19 protein-coding genes are annotated in these 21,611 nt (G+C 42.9%); all 19 read left to right on the top strand.

The features are described 5' to 3' along the window. Window positions 1-75: 75 nt before the first annotated feature. Window positions 76-1,302: an HD domain-containing protein gene (locus tag I595_RS01090; protein ID WP_054557542.1), complete on the top strand. Its 1,227-nt coding sequence runs from the start codon at window positions 76-78 to the stop codon at window positions 1,300-1,302. 107 nt (window positions 1,303-1,409) lie between these two features. Then, window positions 1,410-2,441: a UDP-3-O-(3-hydroxymyristoyl)glucosamine N-acyltransferase gene (gene lpxD / locus I595_RS01095; RefSeq protein WP_054557543.1), complete on the top strand. Its 1,032-nt coding sequence runs from the start codon at window positions 1,410-1,412 to the stop codon at window positions 2,439-2,441. Then, window positions 2,428-3,831, top strand: coding sequence for a bifunctional UDP-3-O-[3-hydroxymyristoyl] N-acetylglucosamine deacetylase/3-hydroxyacyl-ACP dehydratase (locus I595_RS01100; RefSeq protein ID WP_054557544.1), 1,404 nt, complete (start codon window positions 2,428-2,430; stop codon window positions 3,829-3,831). Before lpxD ends, I595_RS01100 begins: the two co-directional genes overlap by 14 nt. A 1-nt stretch (window position 3,832) precedes the next feature. Beyond that, window positions 3,833-4,618, top strand: a complete 786-nt coding sequence (gene lpxA, locus I595_RS01105; RefSeq protein WP_054557545.1) for an acyl-ACP--UDP-N-acetylglucosamine O-acyltransferase — start codon at window positions 3,833-3,835, stop codon at window positions 4,616-4,618. Window positions 4,619-4,620: 2 nt separating this feature from the next. Next, the gene (efp, locus tag I595_RS01110) at window positions 4,621-5,187 is read left to right on the top strand and encodes an elongation factor P (RefSeq protein ID WP_054557546.1); all 567 of its coding nucleotides are present in this window, start codon (window positions 4,621-4,623) and stop codon (window positions 5,185-5,187) included. 7 nt (window positions 5,188-5,194) lie between these two features. Next, the gene (locus I595_RS01115; protein ID WP_054557547.1) at window positions 5,195-6,133 is read left to right on the top strand and encodes a UDP-3-O-(3-hydroxymyristoyl)glucosamine N-acyltransferase; all 939 of its coding nucleotides are present in this window, start codon (window positions 5,195-5,197) and stop codon (window positions 6,131-6,133) included. Between the two features lie 150 nt (window positions 6,134-6,283). Further along, window positions 6,284-7,156 carry a succinate--CoA ligase subunit alpha gene (sucD, locus tag I595_RS01120; RefSeq protein ID WP_054557548.1) on the top strand — a complete coding sequence of 291 codons (873 nt, stop codon included), beginning with the start codon at window positions 6,284-6,286 and terminating at the stop codon, window positions 7,154-7,156. A 108-nt stretch (window positions 7,157-7,264) separates the two neighbouring features. Continuing rightward, entirely contained in the window at window positions 7,265-10,225 is a 2,961-nt protein-coding gene (locus I595_RS01125) for a M16 family metallopeptidase (protein WP_054557549.1), read from the top strand. A 27-nt stretch (window positions 10,226-10,252) separates the two neighbouring features. Further along, window positions 10,253-10,999, top strand: a complete 747-nt coding sequence (gene fabG, locus I595_RS01130) for a 3-oxoacyl-[acyl-carrier-protein] reductase (RefSeq protein ID WP_054557550.1) — start codon at window positions 10,253-10,255, stop codon at window positions 10,997-10,999. A 15-nt stretch (window positions 11,000-11,014) separates the two neighbouring features. After that, window positions 11,015-13,042 carry a hypothetical protein gene (locus tag I595_RS01135; RefSeq protein ID WP_054557551.1) on the top strand — a complete coding sequence of 676 codons (2,028 nt, stop codon included), beginning with the start codon at window positions 11,015-11,017 and terminating at the stop codon, window positions 13,040-13,042. A gap of 11 nt (window positions 13,043-13,053) precedes the next feature. Continuing rightward, a complete protein-coding gene (locus tag I595_RS01140; protein WP_054557552.1) occupies window positions 13,054-13,869 on the top strand; it encodes a prohibitin family protein in 816 nt (271 codons plus the stop codon). Window positions 13,870-14,099: 230 nt separating this feature from the next. Next, a complete protein-coding gene (gene hisG, locus I595_RS01145) occupies window positions 14,100-14,954 on the top strand; it encodes an ATP phosphoribosyltransferase (RefSeq protein WP_054557553.1) in 855 nt (284 codons plus the stop codon). A gap of 83 nt (window positions 14,955-15,037) precedes the next feature. Further along, window positions 15,038-16,321 carry a histidinol dehydrogenase gene (hisD, locus tag I595_RS01150; protein WP_054557554.1) on the top strand — a complete coding sequence of 428 codons (1,284 nt, stop codon included), beginning with the start codon at window positions 15,038-15,040 and terminating at the stop codon, window positions 16,319-16,321. A gap of 158 nt (window positions 16,322-16,479) precedes the next feature. Then, the gene (hisC, locus tag I595_RS01155) at window positions 16,480-17,532 is read left to right on the top strand and encodes a histidinol-phosphate transaminase (RefSeq protein ID WP_054557555.1); all 1,053 of its coding nucleotides are present in this window, start codon (window positions 16,480-16,482) and stop codon (window positions 17,530-17,532) included. Continuing rightward, a complete protein-coding gene (hisB, locus tag I595_RS01160) occupies window positions 17,525-18,703 on the top strand; it encodes a bifunctional histidinol-phosphatase/imidazoleglycerol-phosphate dehydratase HisB (RefSeq protein ID WP_245628199.1) in 1,179 nt (392 codons plus the stop codon). Before hisC ends, hisB begins: the two co-directional genes overlap by 8 nt. Then, entirely contained in the window at window positions 18,703-19,281 is a 579-nt protein-coding gene (gene hisH, locus I595_RS01165; RefSeq protein WP_054557556.1) for an imidazole glycerol phosphate synthase subunit HisH, read from the top strand. The genes hisB and hisH overlap by 1 nt, the downstream gene beginning before the upstream one ends. Further along, window positions 19,278-20,048 carry a 1-(5-phosphoribosyl)-5-[(5-phosphoribosylamino)methylideneamino]imidazole-4-carboxamide isomerase gene (locus tag I595_RS01170; RefSeq protein WP_054557557.1) on the top strand — a complete coding sequence of 257 codons (771 nt, stop codon included), beginning with the start codon at window positions 19,278-19,280 and terminating at the stop codon, window positions 20,046-20,048. The genes hisH and I595_RS01170 overlap by 4 nt, the downstream gene beginning before the upstream one ends. Window position 20,049: 1 nt before the next feature. Beyond that, entirely contained in the window at window positions 20,050-20,568 is a 519-nt protein-coding gene (locus I595_RS01175) for a DinB family protein (protein WP_054557558.1), read from the top strand. Between the two features lie 228 nt (window positions 20,569-20,796). Beyond that, window positions 20,797-21,552, top strand: coding sequence for an imidazole glycerol phosphate synthase subunit HisF (gene hisF, locus I595_RS01180; RefSeq protein ID WP_054557559.1), 756 nt, complete (start codon window positions 20,797-20,799; stop codon window positions 21,550-21,552). Window positions 21,553-21,611: the final 59 nt, after the last annotated feature.

Here is a 21,611-nt window from a genome sequence, read left to right on the forward strand (position 1 = left end):
ATCAGTTTCAAGGTTAGTTAGCGGAAGCAATTAAGTACGAATGTATACATTTGCGGAGCAAAAAAACAAGTTCCATTGTCCGAAGGTAACAAGCTCAAGATTTTTAATGACCCTATTTATGGTTTTATTGGCACTCCAAATGAGTTGATATTTAACCTTATCGCCCACAAATATTTTCAGCGGTTGCGCCGTGTGTCCCAGATGGGCCTTTCTTTTTTGGTATACCCAGGGGCGCACCACACCCGTTTTCACCACGCTTTGGGCAGCATGCACCTCATGGTCCAAGCCATACGGGTGCTCAAGCTCAAAGGGGTACAAATTACGGATAGGGAGGAAAAAGGACTGTTGGCGGCTATTCTCTTACATGATATTGGTCATGGGCCTTTTTCCCATGCCTTGGAATATACCTTGCTCCCGGCAATAAGCCATGAGACGGTATCCTTGGGAATCATGGAAGACCTTAATGCACAATTCCATGGTGAGTTGGCGGAGGCCATCACCATTTTTAAAGGGGAACATCCCAAAAAATTTCTTAATCAATTGGTATCTAGCCAGTTGGATATGGACCGACTAGATTATCTAAAGCGGGATAGTTTCTACACCGGGGTAACCGAGGGGAACATTAGCTCTGAACGGATGATCAGTATGCTCCACATCTCCAACGGAAATTTAGTGGTGGAGGAGAAGGGAATTTATTCTGTAGAGAAGTTTTTAATGGCCAGAAGGTTTATGTATTGGCAGGTGTACCTGCATAAAACAAGCTTGGTGGCAGAAAAATTACTGGTCAAGATCATCCAAAGGGCCAAATATTTACAGCGTAAAGGGAAGCAGGTACCGTGCTCCGCACCCTTGGCGTACTTTTTAAAAAAACAAGCGCCTGTGGTCCTAAACGCGGAGGAACTGGAATTTTTTACCGCCTTGGACGATGTTGATATGCTATCGGCCTTAAAAATATGGCAACATCATGAAGATGGAATTCTGGCCAGGCTAAGTGCGATGCTGCTTAACAGAAACCTGTTGCACATCAAACTAAAAAATAAACCAATAGATGTGGAAAAGTTGCGCCAAAAAGAGGATTGGGTACACAAAAACTATGGTTTGGACCGTGAAGACCTACATTATTTTGTTTTTAGCGGGGAGGTCTCCAACCGGGCCTATGACAACGGACAGCAAAATATCAACATCTATAAAAAGAACGGAAAAGTGATTGACGTTGCCAATGCATCGGACCATTTAAATTTAAAAGCCCTCTCCAAAAAAGTAACCAAGTATTACTTGTGCTATCCTAAGGAAAGCGTTTGACAAATTTTCTTACTTTTGCGTTCGTCTGCCATGAGGAAGATACCGTAGTTTGGATTTGACAGGCGATGCGCAACGAATTCGCCATTTAAACTTAAAATGAATACCGCTTGAAATTTACAGCCACCCAAATTGCAGGAATTTTAGAAGGACAGGTGGAGGGTAACCCAGAAGCGGCCGTCCATAAACTATCAAAAATTGAAGAGGGGGAAGCCGGTTCCCTTACCTTTTTGGCCAACCCAAAGTATACGTCATTTATCTATACCACCAAGGCCAGCATTACCATAGTCAATAAGGATTTTGTCCCAGAAAACGCTGTTAGCACCACTTTGATTAAGGTGGATGATGCCTATAAATCCTTCTCCAAGTTATTGGAATACTACAATGAGGTAAAAAACAATAAGGTGGGTATTGAGCAGCCCCATTTTATGTCTTCCACGGCGCGCTACGGCGAGGGTTTTTACCTGGGCGCCTTTTCTTATTTAGGGGAAAACGTGGAGATTGGCGATAACGTAAAGATTTATCCCAATGTCTATATAGGGGACAATGTGAAGATTGGCAACAATGTATCTGTATTTGCAGGGGCCAAGATTTATTCAGAAAGTATCATTGGCAACCATTGTGTAGTGCACAGTGGGGCTATCATTGGGGCGGACGGTTTTGGATTTACCCCCAATGAAAAAGGGGAATACAGTAAAGTGCCCCAAACGGGAAACGTTATTTTAGAAGATCATGTGGACATAGGGGCAGGCACCACCATAGACCGGGCTACCTTGGGCGCCACCATTTTAAGAAAAGGGGTAAAGCTGGACAATCAAATCCAGATTGCCCATAATGTAGAGATTGGCGAACATACCGCCATCGCGGCCCAAACAGGTATAGCCGGTTCAACTAAAATTGGCAAAAACTGCCTTATTGGGGGCCAAGTGGGCATTGTAGGCCATATTACCATAGGTGACCGGGTAAAGATACAAGCCCAATCAGGGATAGGAAGAAATGTTAAGGATGATGAGGTGCTACAAGGTTCGCCAGCATTAAACTATGGTGATTACAACAAATCTTATGTGCACTTTAAAAATTTACCAAAAATTGTTAACCGAATTTCTGAGCTAGAAAAGAACATTGACAATGAAAACAGCTAATAAACAAAAAACCATTGCCAAAGCGGTGACCTTAACAGGGGTAGGGTTGCATACGGGCGAAAATGTAAAAATGACCTTTGTCCCTGCCAAGGCCAATCACGGTTTTGCTTTTAAACGGGTAGATTTGGAGGGAGAGCCCATCATTGAGGCAGATGCCAATTATGTGGTCAATACCCAACGGGGAACCAATTTAGAAAAAAATGGGGTGAAAATTCAGACTTCCGAACATGTGCTTGCGGCCCTAGTTGGTATGGATATAGACAACGTGCTTATTGAACTGGACGCCCCGGAACCACCGATTATGGATGGATCTTCCAAATACTTTGTAGAGGCTTTGGAAAAGGCGGGCATTGTGGAACAGGAAGAGGAGCGTGAAGTATACGTGGTAAAAGATGTGATTTCCTTAAAGGATGATGCCACAGGCAGCGAAATTACCGTGATACCTTCGGAGGGTTACCAAGTCACCACTATGGTAGATTTTGGCACCAAGGTATTGGGCACCCAAAACGCTACTTTGGAACAGCTCAAAGATTTTAAGGCGGAGATTGCGAACGCAAGGACGTTCAGTTTTTTGCATGAACTGGAAATGCTACTGGAGCATGGCCTGATCAAGGGGGGGGACTTAAACAATGCCATCGTCTATGTGGACAAGGAGATTTCCGACGCCACCATGAAAAAATTGGAAAAGGCCTTTAATAAGAAAAAACTTTCCGTTAAACCCAATGGAATCCTGGATAACTTGACCCTACACCAGCCCAACGAGGCTGCTAGACATAAACTGCTGGATGTCATTGGGGATTTGGCCTTAACGGGCACCCGTATCCAAGGAAAAGTAATTGCCAATAAACCTGGGCATTACATCAATACCCAGTTTGCCAAAAAGTTGCAGAAAATTATCAAAATTGAGCGGAGGAACAAAGTACCGTCCTATGATCTGCACCAAACCCCACTCATGGATGTGACCCAGATTATGGAAATGCTGCCGCATAGACCACCTTTTTTATTGGTGGATAAAATACTGGAATTGTCCGATACGCACGTAGTAGGGGTTAAAAACGTTACCATGAACGAACCGTTTTTTGTAGGGCATTTTCCTGGGGCACCCGTAATGCCGGGCGTACTTCAGGTAGAGGCCATGGCACAAACCGGCGGTATCTTAGTGTTGAGTACGGTTCCGGATCCGGAAAACTACCTCACCTTTTTTATGAAGATAGACAAGGTGAAATTTAAAAAACAGGTTGTTCCAGGAGATACTTTAATTTTTAAATGTGATTTAATTTCACCCATCAGAAGGGGTATTTGCCATATGCAGGCCTATGCCTATGCCAATGGCAAGTTGGTTTCCGAGGCGGAATTGATGGCGCAGATTGTAAAAACAAAAGAAGCGTAGTATGAATCAGCCCTTGGCCTATGTGCACCCAGGCGCTAAAATTGCCAAAAATGTGGTAATTGAGCCCTTTACCACCATCCATAACAATGTCACCATTGGCGAGGGTACTTGGATAGGTTCTAACGTCACTATAATGGAAGGTGCCAGAATTGGAAAAAACTGTAATATTTTTCCAGGAGCGGTGATTTCGGCCCCACCTCAGGATTTAAAATATCAGGGGGAGGAGACTACCGTCCACATAGGAAATAATACCACCATACGGGAGTGTGCCACCATAAACAAGGGTACTGCGGATAGGATGAAAACCGTCATTGGCAATAATTGCCTTATTATGGCCTACTGCCACGTTGCCCACGACTGTTTTGTGGGGGACGGCTGCATTTTTAGCAATGATTCCACCTTAGCGGGCCATGTCACCATTGGTGAAAACGTGGTATTGGCCGGAATGGTGGCCGTGCACCAGTTTGTATCCATTGGAAAGCACGCTTTTGTGACCGGGGGTTCCTTGGTGCGTAAGGATGTACCGCCTTTTGTCAAAGCTGCTAGGGAGCCACTGTCCTACGTGGGCATCAATTCCATAGGGCTGCGAAGAAGGGGTTTTGAGTCCGATAAAATTCGTGAAATCCAGAATATCTATCGGATTTTATATCAAAAAAACTATAACAATTCCCAAGCGGCATCCATTATCGAGGCAGAAATGGAGGCCACCCCGGAACGTGATGAAATTTTACAGTTTATAAGGGATTCCCAAAGGGGAATCATGAAAGGATATTTTAGCTCAAATTAATTATGGCAAGTACATCAGATATTAGAAAAGGATTGTGCATCAAGTACAACAACGATATTTATAAAATCATTGAGTTTCTCCATGTGAAACCCGGGAAAGGCCCTGCTTTTGTGAGAACCAAGTTAAAAAGTGTCACTACGGGAAAGGTGATTGACAACACCTTCTCAGCGGGACATAAAATAGAGGACGTACGGGTGGAGACCCGTTCCTATCAGTACCTATATCCAGAGGGGGATAGTTTCCACTTTATGAATACGGACGATTACAACCAAATCACCTTGCAAAAGGAAACCTTGGATGCACCAGACTTGTTAAAAGAGGGTGAAGTGGTAAAAATACTCTTTAACACAGAAGACAGCATGCCGCTTTCCGTTGAGATGCCTGCCAGTGTCATCTTAGAGGTCACCCATTCAGAACCAGGCGTCAAAGGGAATACGGCCACCAATGCCACCAAACCGGCCACCGTGGAAACAGGGGCAAGAATCAACGTTCCCTTGTTTATCAATGAAGGGGATAAGATTAAAATAGATACCGAGAAAGGAGCTTACTTAGAGCGCGTAAAAGAATAGGGAATCCATGAAATTCCCCAATCCCCATACTTTAGAAACCATTGCTGGCATCATTGATGCAAAGTTCATTGGTGATTCGGATTTTCCCGTGCTTGGGATGAATGAGATTCATGTGGTCACGGAGGGAGACATTGTTTTTGTAGACCATCCCAAATATTACACCAAAGCCTTGGAATCCAAGGCCACCGTAATACTCATCAATAAAGAAGTGAACTGCCCCAAGGGTAAGGCTTTATTGATTTCGGACGACCCCTTTAGGGATTTCAACCAACTTACCAATCATTTTAAACCCTTTATGGCATCCAGTGCTGCCATATCCGATACCGCCCATATTGGTGAGGGCACCGTAATACAGCCCAACTGTTTTATTGGCAACCATGTCCATATTGGAAAAAATTGTCTTATCCATTCCAACGTCAGTATTTACGATGGTTGTAGTATAGGTGATGGGGTCACCATACACGCAGGTACCGTTATAGGTGCCGATGCCTTTTACTATAAAAAACGGGATGCTGGTTTTGATAAATTGGTTTCCGGCGGACGCGTGGTCATTGAGGATGGTGTGGATATTGGCGCAGGTTGTACCATTGATCGTGGTGTGTCCGGCGATACCACCATTGGGGAAGGTTCTAAGCTGGACAATCAAATCCAGATTGGGCACGATACCGTTTTGGGAAAAAAATGCTTGCTCGCCTCACATGTGGGCATCGCGGGCTGTGTGGTAGTGGAAGATGAGGTTACGATTTGGGGGCAGGTGGGCGTAACCAGTGGTATCACCATTGGTAAGAAGGCCGTAATTTTGGCCCAATCTGGCGTTGCTGGACCATTGGAAGGCGGTAAAACTTATTTTGGCAGTCCGGCTCGGGAATCACGCGAAAAATTAAAGGAGCTGGCCACTTTAAAAATGTTGCCCGGTTTGATTAAGAAAATGAAGGGAAATAGCTGAGATTCTTTTTCTAGTTGAGTTTCAACCGCTATTTTTGCCTTCGGTAATGGCGCTTTGGAAAGCAGGGATGGATGTCATCCAATTTGTCTCTGCAAAGCATCCGAAATAAAAGAAATTAAATCTCGATCAACGAGTTAACAAATAATAATTATGAGCGTTTTAGTAAATAAGGATTCCAATATTATTGTACAAGGTTTTACAGGAAGCGAGGGCACCTTTCATGCGGAACAAATGATAGCCTATGGAACTAATATCGTGGGTGGTGTAACCCCAGGAAAAGGCGGGCAGGAACATTTGGGCAAACCAGTATTCAATACCGTTGCGGAGGCCGTGGAAAAGGTAAATGCGGATACTACCATCATTTTTGTGCCCCCAGCGTTTGCCGCTGATGCCATTATGGAGGCAGCCAATGCCGGAATCAAAGTGATTATTACCATCACGGAGGGTATTCCCGTCGCAGATATGGTTAAGGCCAACAACTACATTAAAAACATGGACTGTACCCTTGTAGGGCCTAATTGTCCGGGGGTGATTACACCTGGTGAAGCTAAAGTGGGCATTATGCCTGGTTTTGTTTTTGAAAAGGGAAGCGTAGGAATTGTATCCAAGTCTGGGACCCTTACCTATGAGGCCGCAGACCAAGTGGTGCGTCAAGGTTTGGGCATTACTACGGCCATTGGTATTGGCGGTGATCCCATTATTGGCACCACGACCAAGGAGGCTGTTGAGCTTTTAATCAATGATCCAGAAACGGAATGTGTGGTGATGATCGGCGAAATTGGTGGTCAACTAGAGGCCGATGCGGCCAAATGGTATCAAGAGAGCGGAAGCAAAAAACCCGTTGTTGGTTTTATTGCGGGTGAAACCGCTCCTGCAGGAAGGACTATGGGACATGCAGGTGCCATTGTAGGTGGAAGTGACGATACCGCCCAAGCTAAAAAGCGAATCATGCGGGAATGTGGCATCCATGTAGTGGATTCTCCTGCTGAAATTGGATTAAAAGTTAAAGAAGTGGTAAGTTAATTGGTAGGTGACGCACTAATCCATACTTTCAAAGAACAAACCATTAATTGTATTTCAGTTAATGGTTTTTTGTTATCGTAGCTAATATTAATTCATCCATAAACCTATATGAAACCAACTCTTTCTTTGTTTTGTATTTTGATGCTTATCGCCTTAAGTTGCAAAAAACAACCATCAGAGGCTTCATTTGAAGCCACTTCCCATACGGATGCAAACGGCTTTAGCTATGAAACGGTATCCAATGACCCAACAGGTCTACGTTTGTATACCTTGGACAATGGGTTAAAGGTGTATCTAAGCCAAAACAGGTCGGAACCAAAAATCCAGACATTTATCCCCGTGCGTGCCGGTTCTGTGTACGATCCAAAGGACAATACCGGTCTAGCCCATTATCTGGAGCATATGGTGTTTAAGGGCACGGACAAAATAGGCACACAGGATTGGGAGGCGGAGAAGGTGTTGTTGGATAGTATTTCCCATTTGTATGAACTGCACAAGGCTACCACGGACACGGACAAAAAGCTTGAATTGTACAAGCAAATTGACAAAGTTTCTTTAGAGGCCTCTACCATTTCCATTGCCAACGAATATGATAAAATGGTGAGTTCCTTGGGTGCAGAGGGTACCAATGCTTGGACTTGGCATGAGGAAACCGTTTACGTTAACAAAATTCCAAGCAATGCCTTGGACAAGTGGCTTCATGTGGAAAGTGAGCGCTTTAGCAAATTGGTACTTCGTATTTTTCATACGGAACTAGAGGCGGTATATGAAGAATTCAATAGGGGTCAGGACAGCGATTTTAGAAGGGCCAATTATGCCATGAACGATGCATTGTTCCCTACACATCCTTACGGCCAGCAAACTACCATTGGAACGTCGGAACATTTAAAAAATCCGTCCATGGTTGCTATCCATGATTATTTTAACACCTATTACGTGCCCAATAATATGGCCGTAATCCTTGTGGGAGATCTGGATTTTGAAGAAACCATTAAAAAGGTGAACAATGCCTTTGGGAATTTTGAACATAAAGAGGTAAACCATCCAATACGGCCAACGGAACAACCTATTGCCGAGATTGTGGAACGTGAGGTATTTGGTCCTGAAAATGAGAGTTTGAATCTTGCCTTCCGGTCAAAAGGAATAGGTTCCGAGGATGAGATAAAGATAAAGCTCATTGATATGATTTTGAACAATTCTGCCGCGGGCCTTATTGATCTTAATCTCAATAAAAAACAAAAAGTACAGCAAGCAGGTTCCTATACCCAATTCCTAAATGATTATGGAATGCATATGTTCTATGGAAATCCAAAATCTGGACAGTCTTTGGAAGAGGTGAGGGATTTGATTCTTGGACAGATAGAGGAGGTTAAAAAAGGAAATTTTGAAGATTGGTTGTTAGAGGCGGTCATCAATGACCTTAAATTAAGCCAAATGCAAAGCTATGAGGAGGCCTCCAACGTGGCTTATGATTATGTAAATGCCTTTGTCCATTTTCAAGATTGGAAAGATAGAGTAGGCCTATTTGAGGCGATGAAAAAAATATCCAAACAAGAATTGGTGGATTTTGCCAATTCTTTTTATGCGGACAATTACGCTGTGGTGTATAAGCGACAAGGGGAAGTGAAAGATTTGGTCAAGGTAGAAAACCCAGGAATCACCCCAATTGAGCTGAACAGGGATAAAAAATCCGCTTTTGTAGCCGAGTTTGAAGCAATGGAGATGCCGGAACTCCAACCAAGTTTTATAGATTTTCAGGAGGCTATTGTCACTTCATCCGTTGGTTCAGGTCTAGAAATGGCCTACATCCAAAATAAGGTCAACGACCTAATGGAGCTGAATATTATTTTTGATATGGGAACGGACCATGACAAAAAGCTTGGATTGGCCATGAATTACCTTTCTTATTTGGGTACGGATTCCCTTTCACCGGAAGAGGTGAGCAAGGAGTTTTACAAGCTTGGTGTGGATTATGGTGTAAACCCTCGTAGGGACCAAACGGTAATTTATCTCCGTGGCCTTAGGGAAAATTTGGACAAAGGTCTTCAGTTGTTAGAAAATCTTTTGGATAATGCTGTGGCGGACCAAGCCACTTATGATAAATTGGTGCTGTCGATTGCAAAAGAGCGAGAGGATATTAAAGCGAACAAGGACCAGATTCTATGGAATGGGCTCTTCAATTACGGTGTTTATGGGGAAGCTTCAAGACTACGTGATATTTATACCATAGCGGAATTAAAAGCCATGAACCCATCAGAATTGGTAGAGAAGATAAAAATGATTAAGAAATACAGGCACAGGTTCCTGTATTATGGCAAGGATTTGGCAGAGGCACAGGATGCGTTGGCCAATCACCACAACACGGGGGATTTTATGCCATATCCAGAGAAACGGGAATTTGACTATCGAGAAACTGGCGATAATGTGTTTTTTGTGGATTATGATATGGTACAGGCAGAACTGCTCTTTTTGGCGAAGGGTCCAACCTTTGACCCCAAAAAGGAAGCGGCTGCCAGACTTTTTAATGTATATTTTGGCAGTGGGCTATCTTCTATTGTATTTCAAGAGCTTAGGGAATCCAAGTCTTTGGCCTATTCCGCATTTGCCCAACACAGCAGTGCAAGGGTGGCAGGAGACCCAAATTACACCTATGCCTACATTGGAACACAGGCCAATAAATTGGAACAGGCGGTTTCTTCCATGATGGAGCTGATGCGAAATATGCCAGAGGCCACAGATAATTTTAAGGCTGCCAAGGAATCCATGTTAAAACAAATGGCTGCCAAACGTACGACCAAGACCGATATCTTTTGGCAGTATGAGTCGTTACAAAAACAAGGGATAGAACAAAACAACAGCGAGGATATTTATAACGCCATTAAGGAAATGACCTTTGAGGACCTTTCGCAATTTTTTAGGGAAAGTATAAAAGATGGTAGTTATGACGTCATGGTCATCGCTAACAAAAATGATGTTGATGTGCAAACTTTAACGGCTTTGGGTAAAGTACAAGAGCTGGATGTAGATTATCTCTTTAACTATGAAAAGCCATTGCCCATCAAGGATTAAAACAAAAGACGAATTAATATACAACCTATGAAACTATTACAAGACAAAAACGTAATCATCACCGGTGCCAGTAGGGGCATAGGCATGGGCATTGCCAAGGTCTTTGCCTCCAACGGTGCCAACGTCGCCTTTACCTACAGTTCCAGCGAAGCCCCTGCATTGGCCCTTGAAAAGGAACTAGCTAAAGAAGGGGTAAAAGCCAAGGCATATAAAAGCAACGCCGCAAGTTTTGAAGCTGCGGAACAGCTGGTACAAGAGGTGCTAAATGATTTTGGGGGAATTGATGTGTTGATCAACAATGCCGGTATTACCAAGGATAACCTTTTGATGCGCATGGCTGAGGACGATTTTGACACGGTGATAGAAATAAACCTGAAATCCGTATTTAACATGACCAAGGCTGTGCAACGTACCTTTTTAAAACAACGCAAAGGCTCCATTATCAACATGAGCAGTGTGGTAGGGGTAAAAGGTAATGCGGGACAGACCAACTATGCGGCTTCCAAGGCAGGAATGATTGGTTTTACAAAATCAGTGGCCCTTGAACTGGGCTCGCGTAACATCCGATGCAATGCCATAGCCCCAGGTTTTATAGAAACGGAAATGACCGACAAATTGGATGAGAAGACCGTACAGGGTTGGAGGGAAGGTATTCCACTAAAACGCGGGGGTTCGCCAGAAGACGTGGCCAACGCTTGTTTGTTCTTTGCGTCTGATCTTTCCGCTTACGTTACAGGACAAGTTTTGAACGTAGACGGTGGAATGCTCACCTAAAACTAACCAATTTTAATGCAAGCAAGCTCCATGTTTTTTGTCGTTTTAGCCGTTTTGTTGGCTTTTGGAATTGCTTGGTTTCAATATTCAAAAAAAGCCATACCCAAAAAATTGGCCCGGTTACTGGCCGGGCTTCGTTTTTTTAGTGTGCTGGGTTTACTTTTATTGCTCATCAATCCGCAACTGGAAAAAAATGAGTTTTCCATAGAAAAACCCATGTTAACCGTTCTTGCGGATAATACCGAGTCCATAGCCTATTTGGAGGGGCAGAACAGCTTAGCACAAGTTTTTGAAAGCCTTACCCAAGACGCTGATTTGCAGGAACGCTTTCAGCTCAATTCCTTTGTTTTTGGTGACAAGTTGGGTGCACCAGATAGTTTGTCCTTTGATGCCCAAGTGTCCGATATTAGTAAGGCCCTAAAGACCATCCAAGATACCGGAGGCACGGGCAATGAAGCCATCGTCCTTTTGACCGATGGTAACCAAACCCTTGGCGCAGATTATTCTTTTTTAAATTTTAGACCCAATATTACCATTTATCCCGTGGTAATTGGTGATACCACCAAGGTAGATGATCTTTCCATAACCAACGTCAATGTAAATACCTATGCCTTCCTTAAAAATAAATTTCCGGTAGAGGCTACGGTGGTCTATTCTGGGGAGGAACGGGTCCAAAAAGAATTCACCATTCGTCTGGACAATACCATAGTATATAAGGAATCCCTTAACTTTTCGGCCCAGGACAATACCAAAACCATTAATACCCTTATAGCGGCTTCGCGGGTGGGGGTCAAAAACTTGCAGATAAGTATAGCTACTTTAACGCAGGAAAAAAATACGGCGAACAATACACGTGTGGCTGCAATAGAGGTAATAGATGAGAAGACCAAGGTTAGTCTTGTTTCCGATATCAAACATCCAGATTTAGGATTATTTATAAAATCCATAGAAGCCAATGAACAGCGTAAGGTAACGGTTTACAAATCCGGCATGGCGGATAGCCAGATGGAAGAAACCGATGTATTTATCCTCTATCAACCAACAAACGCTTTTAAATCTGTTTTTGACCATATCAAAAAAAGTGGTGCCGGCTGCCTTATTGTTACGGGTACACAAACAGATTGGCGTTTTTTAAGCCAGATAGCCCCTGGGGTTTCCAAAACCCCCTTTAATCAATATGAGGAAATTCTTCCTGTTAAGAACAACGGTTTTTCATCTTTTGATATTTCAGCGTTTTCTATGGAAGGTTTCCCACCCTTAAACTCGGTTTTGGGAGAGTTGTCCGTAGAAGGGAAACCCGATATTTTGGCCTACCAAAACATTAAGGGAACCACCTTGGAATCCCCCTTGTTCTTTATCAAGGAAGACGGTGCTAAAAAAGCCTACCTCCTTGGCGAGAACGTTTGGAAATGGAGGGTACAGACCTACAGGAATACTGGGAGTTTTGAGAGTTTTGATAATTTTGTGGACCAATTGATGCTCTATCTTACGGATAACCAAAGAAAAGAACGTCTAAATGTGCGTTATGAGCGTTTGTATGGGCCAGAGGTGACCCCGGTCATATCGGCCGCTTTTTTTGATAAAAGTTATCGTTTTGTTTCGGATGCAAGTGTAATGATTTCCATAACAGATGAAAAAACGGCTACCATACGCAGTTTCCCCATGCTTTTGACCGGTACCAATTATACCGCGGATATAGCTGACCTACCCGCTGGTAATTATTCCTTTATCGTGACGGTAGAAAATACCAATTATTCAAAAAAGGGGAGTTTTAAAGTTTTGGATTTTGCGTTGGAAGAGCAGTTCACCTCCGCAAATGATGAAAAACTCCTACAATTGGCGGAATCAACAGGAGGTACTTTGGTGTACAAAGATGGTGTGTCTGAGCTAACTAATTTATTGTCAACCGATTCTAAGTACGTACCTATTCAAAAAACCACTAAAATTAAGGTATCTTTAATAGATTTTAGGTGGCTTTTATTGTTCTTGGTCATTACCTTAGCGGTGGAATGGTTTGTATTAAAATATAACGGATTATTATAAATATTTAAATTATGGATAGATTACCAAAGATTGCCTTACCCGTGGTCTTCATTGCGATTTTAGCTATTATTTTGATTTCAAAATCGGCCATCACCATTGGATCTGGTGAAGCCGGAGTGCTTTATAAAACTTTTGGTGGTGGTGTGGTTACGGATGAACCGCCTTTAGGGGAAGGTTTCCATATTGTGGCGCCATGGAACAAAGTATATGTTTACGAAGTACGCCAACAAGAGGTATTTGAAAAAATGAATGTTCTTTCCAGTAATGGATTGGATATTAAATTGGATGGCTCCGCTTGGTTTCAACCCAAGTACGCTGAGCTTGGCAAGTTGCACCAAGAAAAAGGGGAAGATTACGTACAACGGGTGTTGTTGCCCACCATTAGGTCTGCGGCAAGGTCCGTTGTTGGCCGTTATACCCCGGAGCAACTTTATTCCAGTAAGAGGGATGCCATCCAGGCCGAAATCTTTGAGGAGACCAAACGCATCGTGGATGATGAATATATTCAGCTGAATGAGTTTTTGGTGCGGGACGTTACCTTGCCCCCAACCATAAAAGATGCCATTGAGCGTAAATTAAAGCAGGAACAGGAATCCTTGGAATATGAATTTAGGCTTGTTACCGCTGAAAAGGAAGCGGAAAAGGTGAGGATTGAAGCACAGGGTAAGGCAGATGCCAACCGTATTTTGAGTGCTTCCCTTACGGATAAAATCCTTAAGGATAAAGGAATTGATGCTACCTTGGAGCTTTCCAAATCACCCAACTCCAAAGTGGTGGTCGTAGGCTCTGGAGGTGATGGCCTGCCATTAATCCTAGGAAATAACTAGTAAATGCTTTTTTGTGTAAAAATTAAATTTTAATTTTACGCCATAATGAAAAACAGAACGTCACATCATCATATTCATTACTGCGCTCAGGCGAGGTAAGGATATTTTGTGTGATTCAAAATACTATTAGACCCGTTTGAGTAATCAGACGGGTTTTTTGTTTTCACTTTTGTGAAGGCACTTAGAGGAATAGGGTAAAAGCGAAATTATTGTTTTAGGAAGAGTAACGTATGAACATCAGAATTGCAATTCAAAAAAGCGGTCGGCTCAATGAAGATTCTTTGAAAATCCTTAAAGAAGCAGGAATTTCCATTGATAATGGGAAAGACCAATTAAAGGCAACGGCCAGAAACTTCCCTATGGAGGTCTTTTATTTAAGAAACGGGGATATTCCCCAATATTTGCGGGATGGGGTAGTAGACATCGCCATTATAGGGGAGAACGTGTTGATTGAAAAAGGCGAGGGGATTTCCATTGCGGAGAAACTTGGCTTTTCTAAATGCAAGGTTTCCCTTGCGGTTCCAAAATCGGTGACCTATACATCGGTTCAGGATTTTCATGGTAAACGTATTGCCACCTCTTATCCCAATACCGTAAAGCAGTATTTGGATAAACATGGGGTTTCTGCGGATTTGCATATCATTAATGGGTCTGTGGAGATAGCCCCTAATATTGGGCTGGCGGACGGTATTTGTGATATTGTTTCCAGCGGAAGTACTTTGTTTAAAAACGGCTTAAAGGAGGTAGAGGTGATGTTAAAAAGTGAGGCCGTACTGGCAGTTTCACCAAAAATCAATGACATTCGCTCGGGCTTGCTAAAAAAACTCCAGTTTAGGTTGCAATCCGTATTGCGAGCAAGAGAATCCAAATATGTGTTGTTGAATGCGCCCAATGCAAAGTTGGAGGCCATTCTTAAACTTTTGCCCGGTATGCGCAGCCCTACGGTTTTGCCTTTAGCGGAGGAAGGTTGGAGTTCTGTCCATACGGTAATTCATAAAGACAAGTTTTGGGAGGTCATAGATGAATTAAAAGCCTCCGGAGCGGAGGGAATCTTAGTTTGTCCAATAGAAAAAATGGTCTTATAGGGTTAAAACGTCTTTCTCTAAAAGCATATAATCGGATCATAAAATCAGCGGACTCAATTCTTTTTAAAAATAAGAACTAGGCAATGAAAACATTTATTAATCCCAATAGAGACCAATGGGCCAGCATATTGTCCAGGCCCACACAAACTTTTGACGCCATAGAACCTATTGTAGCAAAGGTGTTTACTGCCGTTAAGGCGGAAGGTGACATTGCCGTCCAACGCTACACTAAAGAATTCGATGGGGTTATCTTGGATGGTGCTGCTGTAAGCAAACAGGAAATAGAGGCAGCTACGGCTTTGTTGGATAAGGAACTAAAAACTGCCATTACGCTTGCCAAGGCCAATATTGAAAAATTCCATAAAGCCCAAAGAACAGGTCCAGTTTCAGTAGAGACTATGCCCGGTGTATCTTGTTGGCAGGAGAAAAGGCCCATCCAAAAAGTGGGTTTGTACATTCCCGGTGGTACGGCCCCATTGTTCTCAACTATTTTGATGCTTGCCGTTCCCGCACAAATTGCAGGTTGTGAAGAGATTGTATTGTGCAGCCCGCCCAATAAAGAAGGAAAGTTACATCCAGCTATTCTATACACCGCACAATTATGTGGTGTTACCAAGATATTTAAAGTAGGGGGTATCCAAGCGATAGCGGCAATGACCTTTGGTACGCAAACCATTCCAAAGACTTATAAGTTATTTGGCCCTGGTAATCAGTATGTGACGGTTGCCAAGCAGTATGCCACCAAGCTGGGGGTGGCCATAGATATGCCCGCAGGTCCAAGCGAACTGCTCGTGGTTGCGGATGATACGGCCAATCCTGCATTTGTGGCCTCGGACCTGTTGAGTCAGGCAGAGCATGGTGCAGATAGTCAGGTCATCTTGGTTTCTACCTCAAAAGGGTTACTTTCAAAAGTGGAACGGGAGCTTCAAATTCAAATTCAGGATTTGCCGCGCAGGGACATTGCCCAAAAAGCAATGAATCATAGCAAAATCATTTTTGTAGATGATGATAGCACGGCATTGGAATTGATTAATGCCTACGGACCTGAACATTACATTGTTTGCGTGGAAAACGAGGACTATTACCTCAAGAACACCATCAACGCAGGTTCTGTCTTTATCGGGAACTATACCCCGGAAAGTGCCGGGGATTATGCATCGGGCACCAACCATACCTTACCCACCAATGGCTTTGCCAAACAGTATAGTGGTGTAAATTTGGATAGTTTTATGAAGAGCATGACCTTTCAGAAAATATCGGCACAGGGAATTCGCAATTTAGGTACCGCCGTGGAACACATGGCTGCGGCAGAGGGCTTGGACGCCCACAAAAATGCCGTGACCTTACGTCTTAGGAGTTTGGATTAAGTTTTAAAGCAAACGTATGGAAACAACGGATGGCAGGGTTAGCATCGAATGGAAATAAAAAGGGTTAAAACAAAATTAGAACGCTAGAAAAGGACTATTGCCCAGTTAGTTTACCGGTTATTGGCTTACATTTTTCACAAAAGTATGGATACAACGCAATGACATTTAACTTAAACAACATCATAAGGAAAAACGTTAGCACCTTAAAACCGTACTCTTCCGCAAGGGACGAGTATGTGGCCACAGGTGCCAACATGGTTTTTTTGGATGCCAATGAAAACCCTAATAATAATGGGGTCAACCGTTATCCAGACCCTCACCAACGCAGCCTAAAATCTGCCATAGCGGATATTAAAGGTGTTTCACAGAAGCAGATTTTATTGGGCAACGGTAGTGACGAGGTTTTGGATTTACTTTTTAGGGCTTTTTGTGAACCCGGAAAAGACCACGTAATTACCTTGCCGCCCACTTACGGCATGTACGGGGTTTTGGCCAACATCAATGCCGTTGAAAATAGGCAATTGCCATTGACACCGGAGTTTCAGCCAAACTTGGAAGCCATCGAAAAAGCGCAAAGCAGTTCCTCCAAATTGTTGTTTATCTGTTCTCCGAACAATCCCACGGGAAATCTTTTTAATCAAGCTAAAATAGAATGGATTTTAGCTAATTTTAATGGCCTGGTGGTTATAGATGAGGCCTATATTGACTTTGCGGACATCCCTTCTTGGGCAACCCGTCTCCATGAATTTCCCAACTTGGTGGTGATACAGACCCTATCCAAGGCCTATGGCATGGCCGCTGTTCGGTTAGGTCTTTGTTTTGCGTCTGAAGCAATCGTTAACGTCCTTAAAAAAATTAAACCGCCTTATAACGTGAATGAACTTACCCAGCAAAGAGCATTGACCGGGATTTTGGACCAACAAACGGTTCAAGAGCAAATTGGGGAATTGGTGAGGCAAAGAACAGCGCTAGCCAACCAATTGAAAGGCATTTCTTTTATCCGTAAAATATATCCATCAGAAGCCAATTTTATTCTCATAAAAGTGGATGACGCCGATTTGCGTTATCGTCAATTGATGGAAAACGGCATTGTAGTTAGGAACAGAAGTACCCAAACTTTATGTGAAAATACCTTACGACTAACAGTGGGCACAACGCAAGAAAACAAAAAGTTAGTAAACGTATTAACCAATATCATGAAAGATGGCTAACGATAAACAAAAATCGTTCCCTATGAAAGCGCAGGGCAAACGTGTTCTTTTTATAGACAGGGATGGCACACTGGCCATAGAACCGCCTTTGGACTATCAATTGGACAGTTTTGAAAAACTGGAATTTTATCCAAAGGTATTTACCTATTTGGGCAAGATTGCCAGAGAATTGGATTTTGAGTTGGTCATGGTGACCAACCAAGATGGTTTGGGTACGGATGGTTTTCCGGAAGATACCTTTTGGCCCGTTCATAATTTTATGTTGACCTCTTTTCACAATGAGGGTGTGGACTTTAGTGAGGTGCTGATTGACAGAACTTTCCCCAAAGACAATGCACCTACACGTAAACCAAGGACCGGATTGCTACAACGATTTCTGACAGAGGAATATGACCTGGCACAAAGTTTTGTGATAGGCGATAGGCTTACAGATATGGAACTTGCCAAGAACTTGGGGGCAAAAGGCATCTTTATCAACGACCAAACCCAATTAGGTACCGATGAAATTACGGTAAAGGAGACTGACCTTTCTGACTATATTGTATTGGAAACCAATGATTGGGAAAAAATATATACATTTTTAAAACTTTCAGATCGTGTAGGAAAAACACATCGGAAGACCAAAGAGACCGATGTACGTATTGAAGTAGACCTGGATGGTACGGGGAAGGCCAATATCAATACGGGGCTTGCCTTTTTTGACCATATGTTAGACCAAATAGCGCGTCATGGGCAGATGGATCTGGCCATACAGGTTGATGGGGATTTGGAAGTGGACGAACACCATACCATAGAGGATACCGCAATTGCCCTTGGCGAAGTTTTTACCAAGGCCTTGGGAAATAAATTGGGAATTGAACGATACGGTTTTTGCTTGCCCATGGATGATTGCCTAGCGCAGGTCGCCATTGATTTTGGTGGTAGAAACTGGCTGGTCTGGGATGCGGAGTTTAAGCGGGAAAAAGTGGGAGATATGCCTACCGAAATGTTCCTGCATTTTTTTAAGTCCTTTAGTGATGGAGCCAAGGCTAATCTAAATATAAGTGCTAAAGGAACCAATGAACACCATAAAATCGAAGCTATTTTTAAGGCATTTGCCAAAGCCATTAAAATGGCCGTAAAGAGGGATGTGGAAAAAATGGTGTTACCATCAACCAAAGGACTCTTATAATGAAGTTGGTTATTATAGACTATGGCGCAGGCAACATCCAGAGCATTAAGTTTGCTTTTCAAAGATTGGGTATTGAAGCAGTGTTGAGCAATGATGCCCAAGAGATTTCAAAGGCGGACAAAGTTATTTTTCCAGGAGTGGGAGAGGCCAGTACTGCCATGGCCAAATTACGGGAAAGTGGACTGCAAGATGTTATTACGGATTTAAGCCAGCCGGTTCTGGGGATTTGTCTAGGGATGCAGCTCATGTGTAATTCCTCTAAAGAGGGCAACACCAAAGGACTTGGTATTTTTAATGTTGACGTCGTGAAATTTAAGGCTGCGGTAAAAGTGCCACAGATTGGATGGAATAGGATTGAAAACCTTGAGGGAGAATTGTTTAAAGGGCTTCAAGAAGATTATATTTATTTGGTTCATAGTTTTTATGCACCAAAGAGCAATGAAACTATTGCCACATGCACTTATGGAGAGGCATATAGTGCTGCCCTACAAAAAGATAATTTTTATGGCGTACAGTTTCACCCAGAAAAGTCCGGGGATTATGGGGCCAAAATCTTAAAAAATTTTTTGGACTTATGAGAATAATACCTGCCATAGACATCATAGAGGGCAAATGTGTGCGCTTATCCAAAGGGGATTATGCCACTAAGAAAATTTATAATGAAGACCCGCTGGAGGTGGCCAAGTCGTTTGAGGACCACGGGATACGCCATTTGCATTTGGTAGATTTGGATGGGGCCAAATCAAAACATATCGTTAACCATAAAGTCTTGGAACGGATTGCCTCAAAAACCACTTTGGAAATAGATTTCGGTGGGGGACTAAAAACCGATAAGGATTTGCATATTGCCTTTGAAAGCGGTGCCAAACAAATAACGGGTGGCAGTATTGCCGTAAAGGACAAAGAAACCTTTACCCGCTGGATAGCGCAATATGGCAGTGATAAAATTATTCTTGGGGCCGATGCACTGAACGAAAAAATAGCGGTATCGGGCTGGCAGGAAGCATCGGAATTGGAATTGATTCCTTTTGTTAAGGCTTATCAGGAAAAGGGCATTAATTATGTGATTTGTACAGATATTTCCAAGGATGGGATGTTAGAGGGGCCAGCGTTTTCGCTTTATCAAAAACTATTGGAACAAACCATGGTCCATAAAACAAAGGTAACGGGTGCCGGCGTAGAGGATTACCGGGAAATAGGAATTGGTTTAATTGCCAGCGGTGGAATTTCTGCCTTTGACCAACTACCACAATTAAAGGAATTGGGTTGTGAGGGCGTCATCATAGGTAAGGCTATTTATGAGAATAAAATAAGTTTAAAGCAATTGGAAGAATTCGCCTTTTAGAATGGACAAATTAACACATTTTCAGGAGGAACTTATAGCGCATTGCCACTACCGCATGGATGAAAGTCTGCGCATGTTACGCATTTCGCTTTCAACACTAACAGAGGATGAAGTTTGGCAAAAACCAAACGCTTCCCTAAACAGTGTTGGTAATTTGGTGCTTCACCTTTGTGGCAATATGAGGCAGTACGGAATTGCATCCTTAACGGAAATGGAAGACAACCGGAACCGAGATATAGAGTTCTCCACAACCGGTGGTTATGACAAAACAGGCTTGCTCAAACAATTGGAAACCACGGTCACAGAGGTCAAACAAGTAATTTCGGCCACTACGGTAGAACGTTTTTTGCAAAAACAAAAAGTGCAGGGTTTTGAATTTAGCGGTATTGGCAATTGTATTCACCTAGTGGAACACTTGTCTTACCATACCGGGCAAATTGCTTTTTGGGCAAAATTGCTCAAGAATAAGCAGCTTGGCTTTTATGCGGGAGTTGATTTGAATAAAAAAAATGTAACCTAAGGCCGAACCCGTTTTAGGTTAGGATGCGGGATGCGGTTTAAATTGGAGTATGGAATGACTTACAGGAATAGCACTACTTTGCATATAGACCGATTGGGAAATGAAAAGAACTAAAAAATTGCTGCTAGAATTGAAAAACCAATTTAATCAAGCAAAAAATGTCAACCATGGAAACCTTAAATCACCAATTTGAAAAGGTTTCAAAACACGTAGGGAATAACAAAAGCTATGTTAACAAAAAGAATTATACCCTGTTTGGACATTAAGGACGGCAGGACTGTGAAGGGAGTTAATTTTGTGCACCTTCGGGATGCTGGGGACCCAGTGGAACTTGCTCAACGGTATGCCTCTGAAGGGGCAGATGAGCTTGTGTTTTTGGATATTTCAGCTACGGAGCAGAAAAGAAAGACCCTGGCAGCCTTGGTGTATCGTGTTGCTGAAAAATTGAATATTCCCTTTACAGTGGGTGGTGGTATATCTTCCGTTGCAGATGTGGATATCCTACTAAAAAATGGGGCAGATAAGGTTTCGGTGAATTCTTCCGCTGTAAAACGTCCAGCTTTGATCAATGAACTTGTCGCCAAGTTTGGATCCCAATGTATTGTGGTGGCCATTGACGCCAAGGAAATTGAAGGGGAATGGATGGTTCATTTGGTAGGAGGCAAGGTGCCTACCAAAATTAAGTTATTTGATTGGGCCAAAGAGGTTGCATCCCGTGGAGCGGGGGAAATCTTGTTTACCAGTATGGATCATGATGGTACCAAAGAGGGCTTTGCCAATGATACCCTGGCCAGATTGTGCTCATTGGTAAACATTCCCATCATTGCTTCTGGCGGTGCCGGCAGTATGACCCACTTTGAGGAAGCCTTTTCCCTAGGAAAAGCTGACGCTTCCCTTGCGGCTAGTGTTTTCCATTTTAAGGAAATTGAAATTGTGGAATTAAAGCAGCGGTTAAAGGACCAAGGTATACCCGTTAGGTTGTAGTTTTGGGTAAACCCAAGAGGTTTTTGTTTGCATAAAAATACCATTGCCCAAAACGGTTA

Origin of the sequence: Croceitalea dokdonensis DOKDO 023 (assembly GCF_001306415.1) — a bacterium.
Classification (GTDB): domain Bacteria; phylum Bacteroidota; class Bacteroidia; order Flavobacteriales; family Flavobacteriaceae; genus Croceitalea; species Croceitalea dokdonensis.

Bases quoted from the DNA above. Each gene is read 5' to 3' on its own strand.
- I595_RS01100 (WP_054557544.1), top strand. From the start codon at position 2,428: ATGAAAACAGCTAATAAACAAAAAACCATTGCCAAAGCGGTGACCTTA.
- lpxA (WP_054557545.1), top strand. From the start codon at position 3,833: ATGAATCAGCCCTTGGCCTATGTGCACCCAGGCGCTAAAATTGCCAAA.
- efp (WP_054557546.1), top strand. From the start codon at position 4,621: ATGGCAAGTACATCAGATATTAGAAAAGGATTGTGCATCAAGTACAAC.
- I595_RS01115 (WP_054557547.1), top strand. From the start codon at position 5,195: ATGAAATTCCCCAATCCCCATACTTTAGAAACCATTGCTGGCATCATT.
- sucD (WP_054557548.1), top strand. From the start codon at position 6,284: ATGAGCGTTTTAGTAAATAAGGATTCCAATATTATTGTACAAGGTTTT.
- I595_RS01125 (WP_054557549.1), top strand. From the start codon at position 7,265: ATGAAACCAACTCTTTCTTTGTTTTGTATTTTGATGCTTATCGCCTTA.
- fabG (WP_054557550.1), top strand. From the start codon at position 10,253: ATGAAACTATTACAAGACAAAAACGTAATCATCACCGGTGCCAGTAGG.
- I595_RS01135 (WP_054557551.1), top strand. From the start codon at position 11,015: ATGCAAGCAAGCTCCATGTTTTTTGTCGTTTTAGCCGTTTTGTTGGCT.
- I595_RS01140 (WP_054557552.1), top strand. From the start codon at position 13,054: ATGGATAGATTACCAAAGATTGCCTTACCCGTGGTCTTCATTGCGATT.
- hisG (WP_054557553.1), top strand. From the start codon at position 14,100: ATGAACATCAGAATTGCAATTCAAAAAAGCGGTCGGCTCAATGAAGAT.
- hisD (WP_054557554.1), top strand. From the start codon at position 15,038: ATGAAAACATTTATTAATCCCAATAGAGACCAATGGGCCAGCATATTG.
- hisC (WP_054557555.1), top strand. From the start codon at position 16,480: ATGACATTTAACTTAAACAACATCATAAGGAAAAACGTTAGCACCTTA.
- hisB (WP_245628199.1), top strand. From the start codon at position 17,525: ATGGCTAACGATAAACAAAAATCGTTCCCTATGAAAGCGCAGGGCAAA.
- hisH (WP_054557556.1), top strand. From the start codon at position 18,703: ATGAAGTTGGTTATTATAGACTATGGCGCAGGCAACATCCAGAGCATT.
- I595_RS01170 (WP_054557557.1), top strand. From the start codon at position 19,278: ATGAGAATAATACCTGCCATAGACATCATAGAGGGCAAATGTGTGCGC.
- I595_RS01175 (WP_054557558.1), top strand. From the start codon at position 20,050: ATGGACAAATTAACACATTTTCAGGAGGAACTTATAGCGCATTGCCAC.
- hisF (WP_054557559.1), top strand. From the start codon at position 20,797: ATGTTAACAAAAAGAATTATACCCTGTTTGGACATTAAGGACGGCAGG.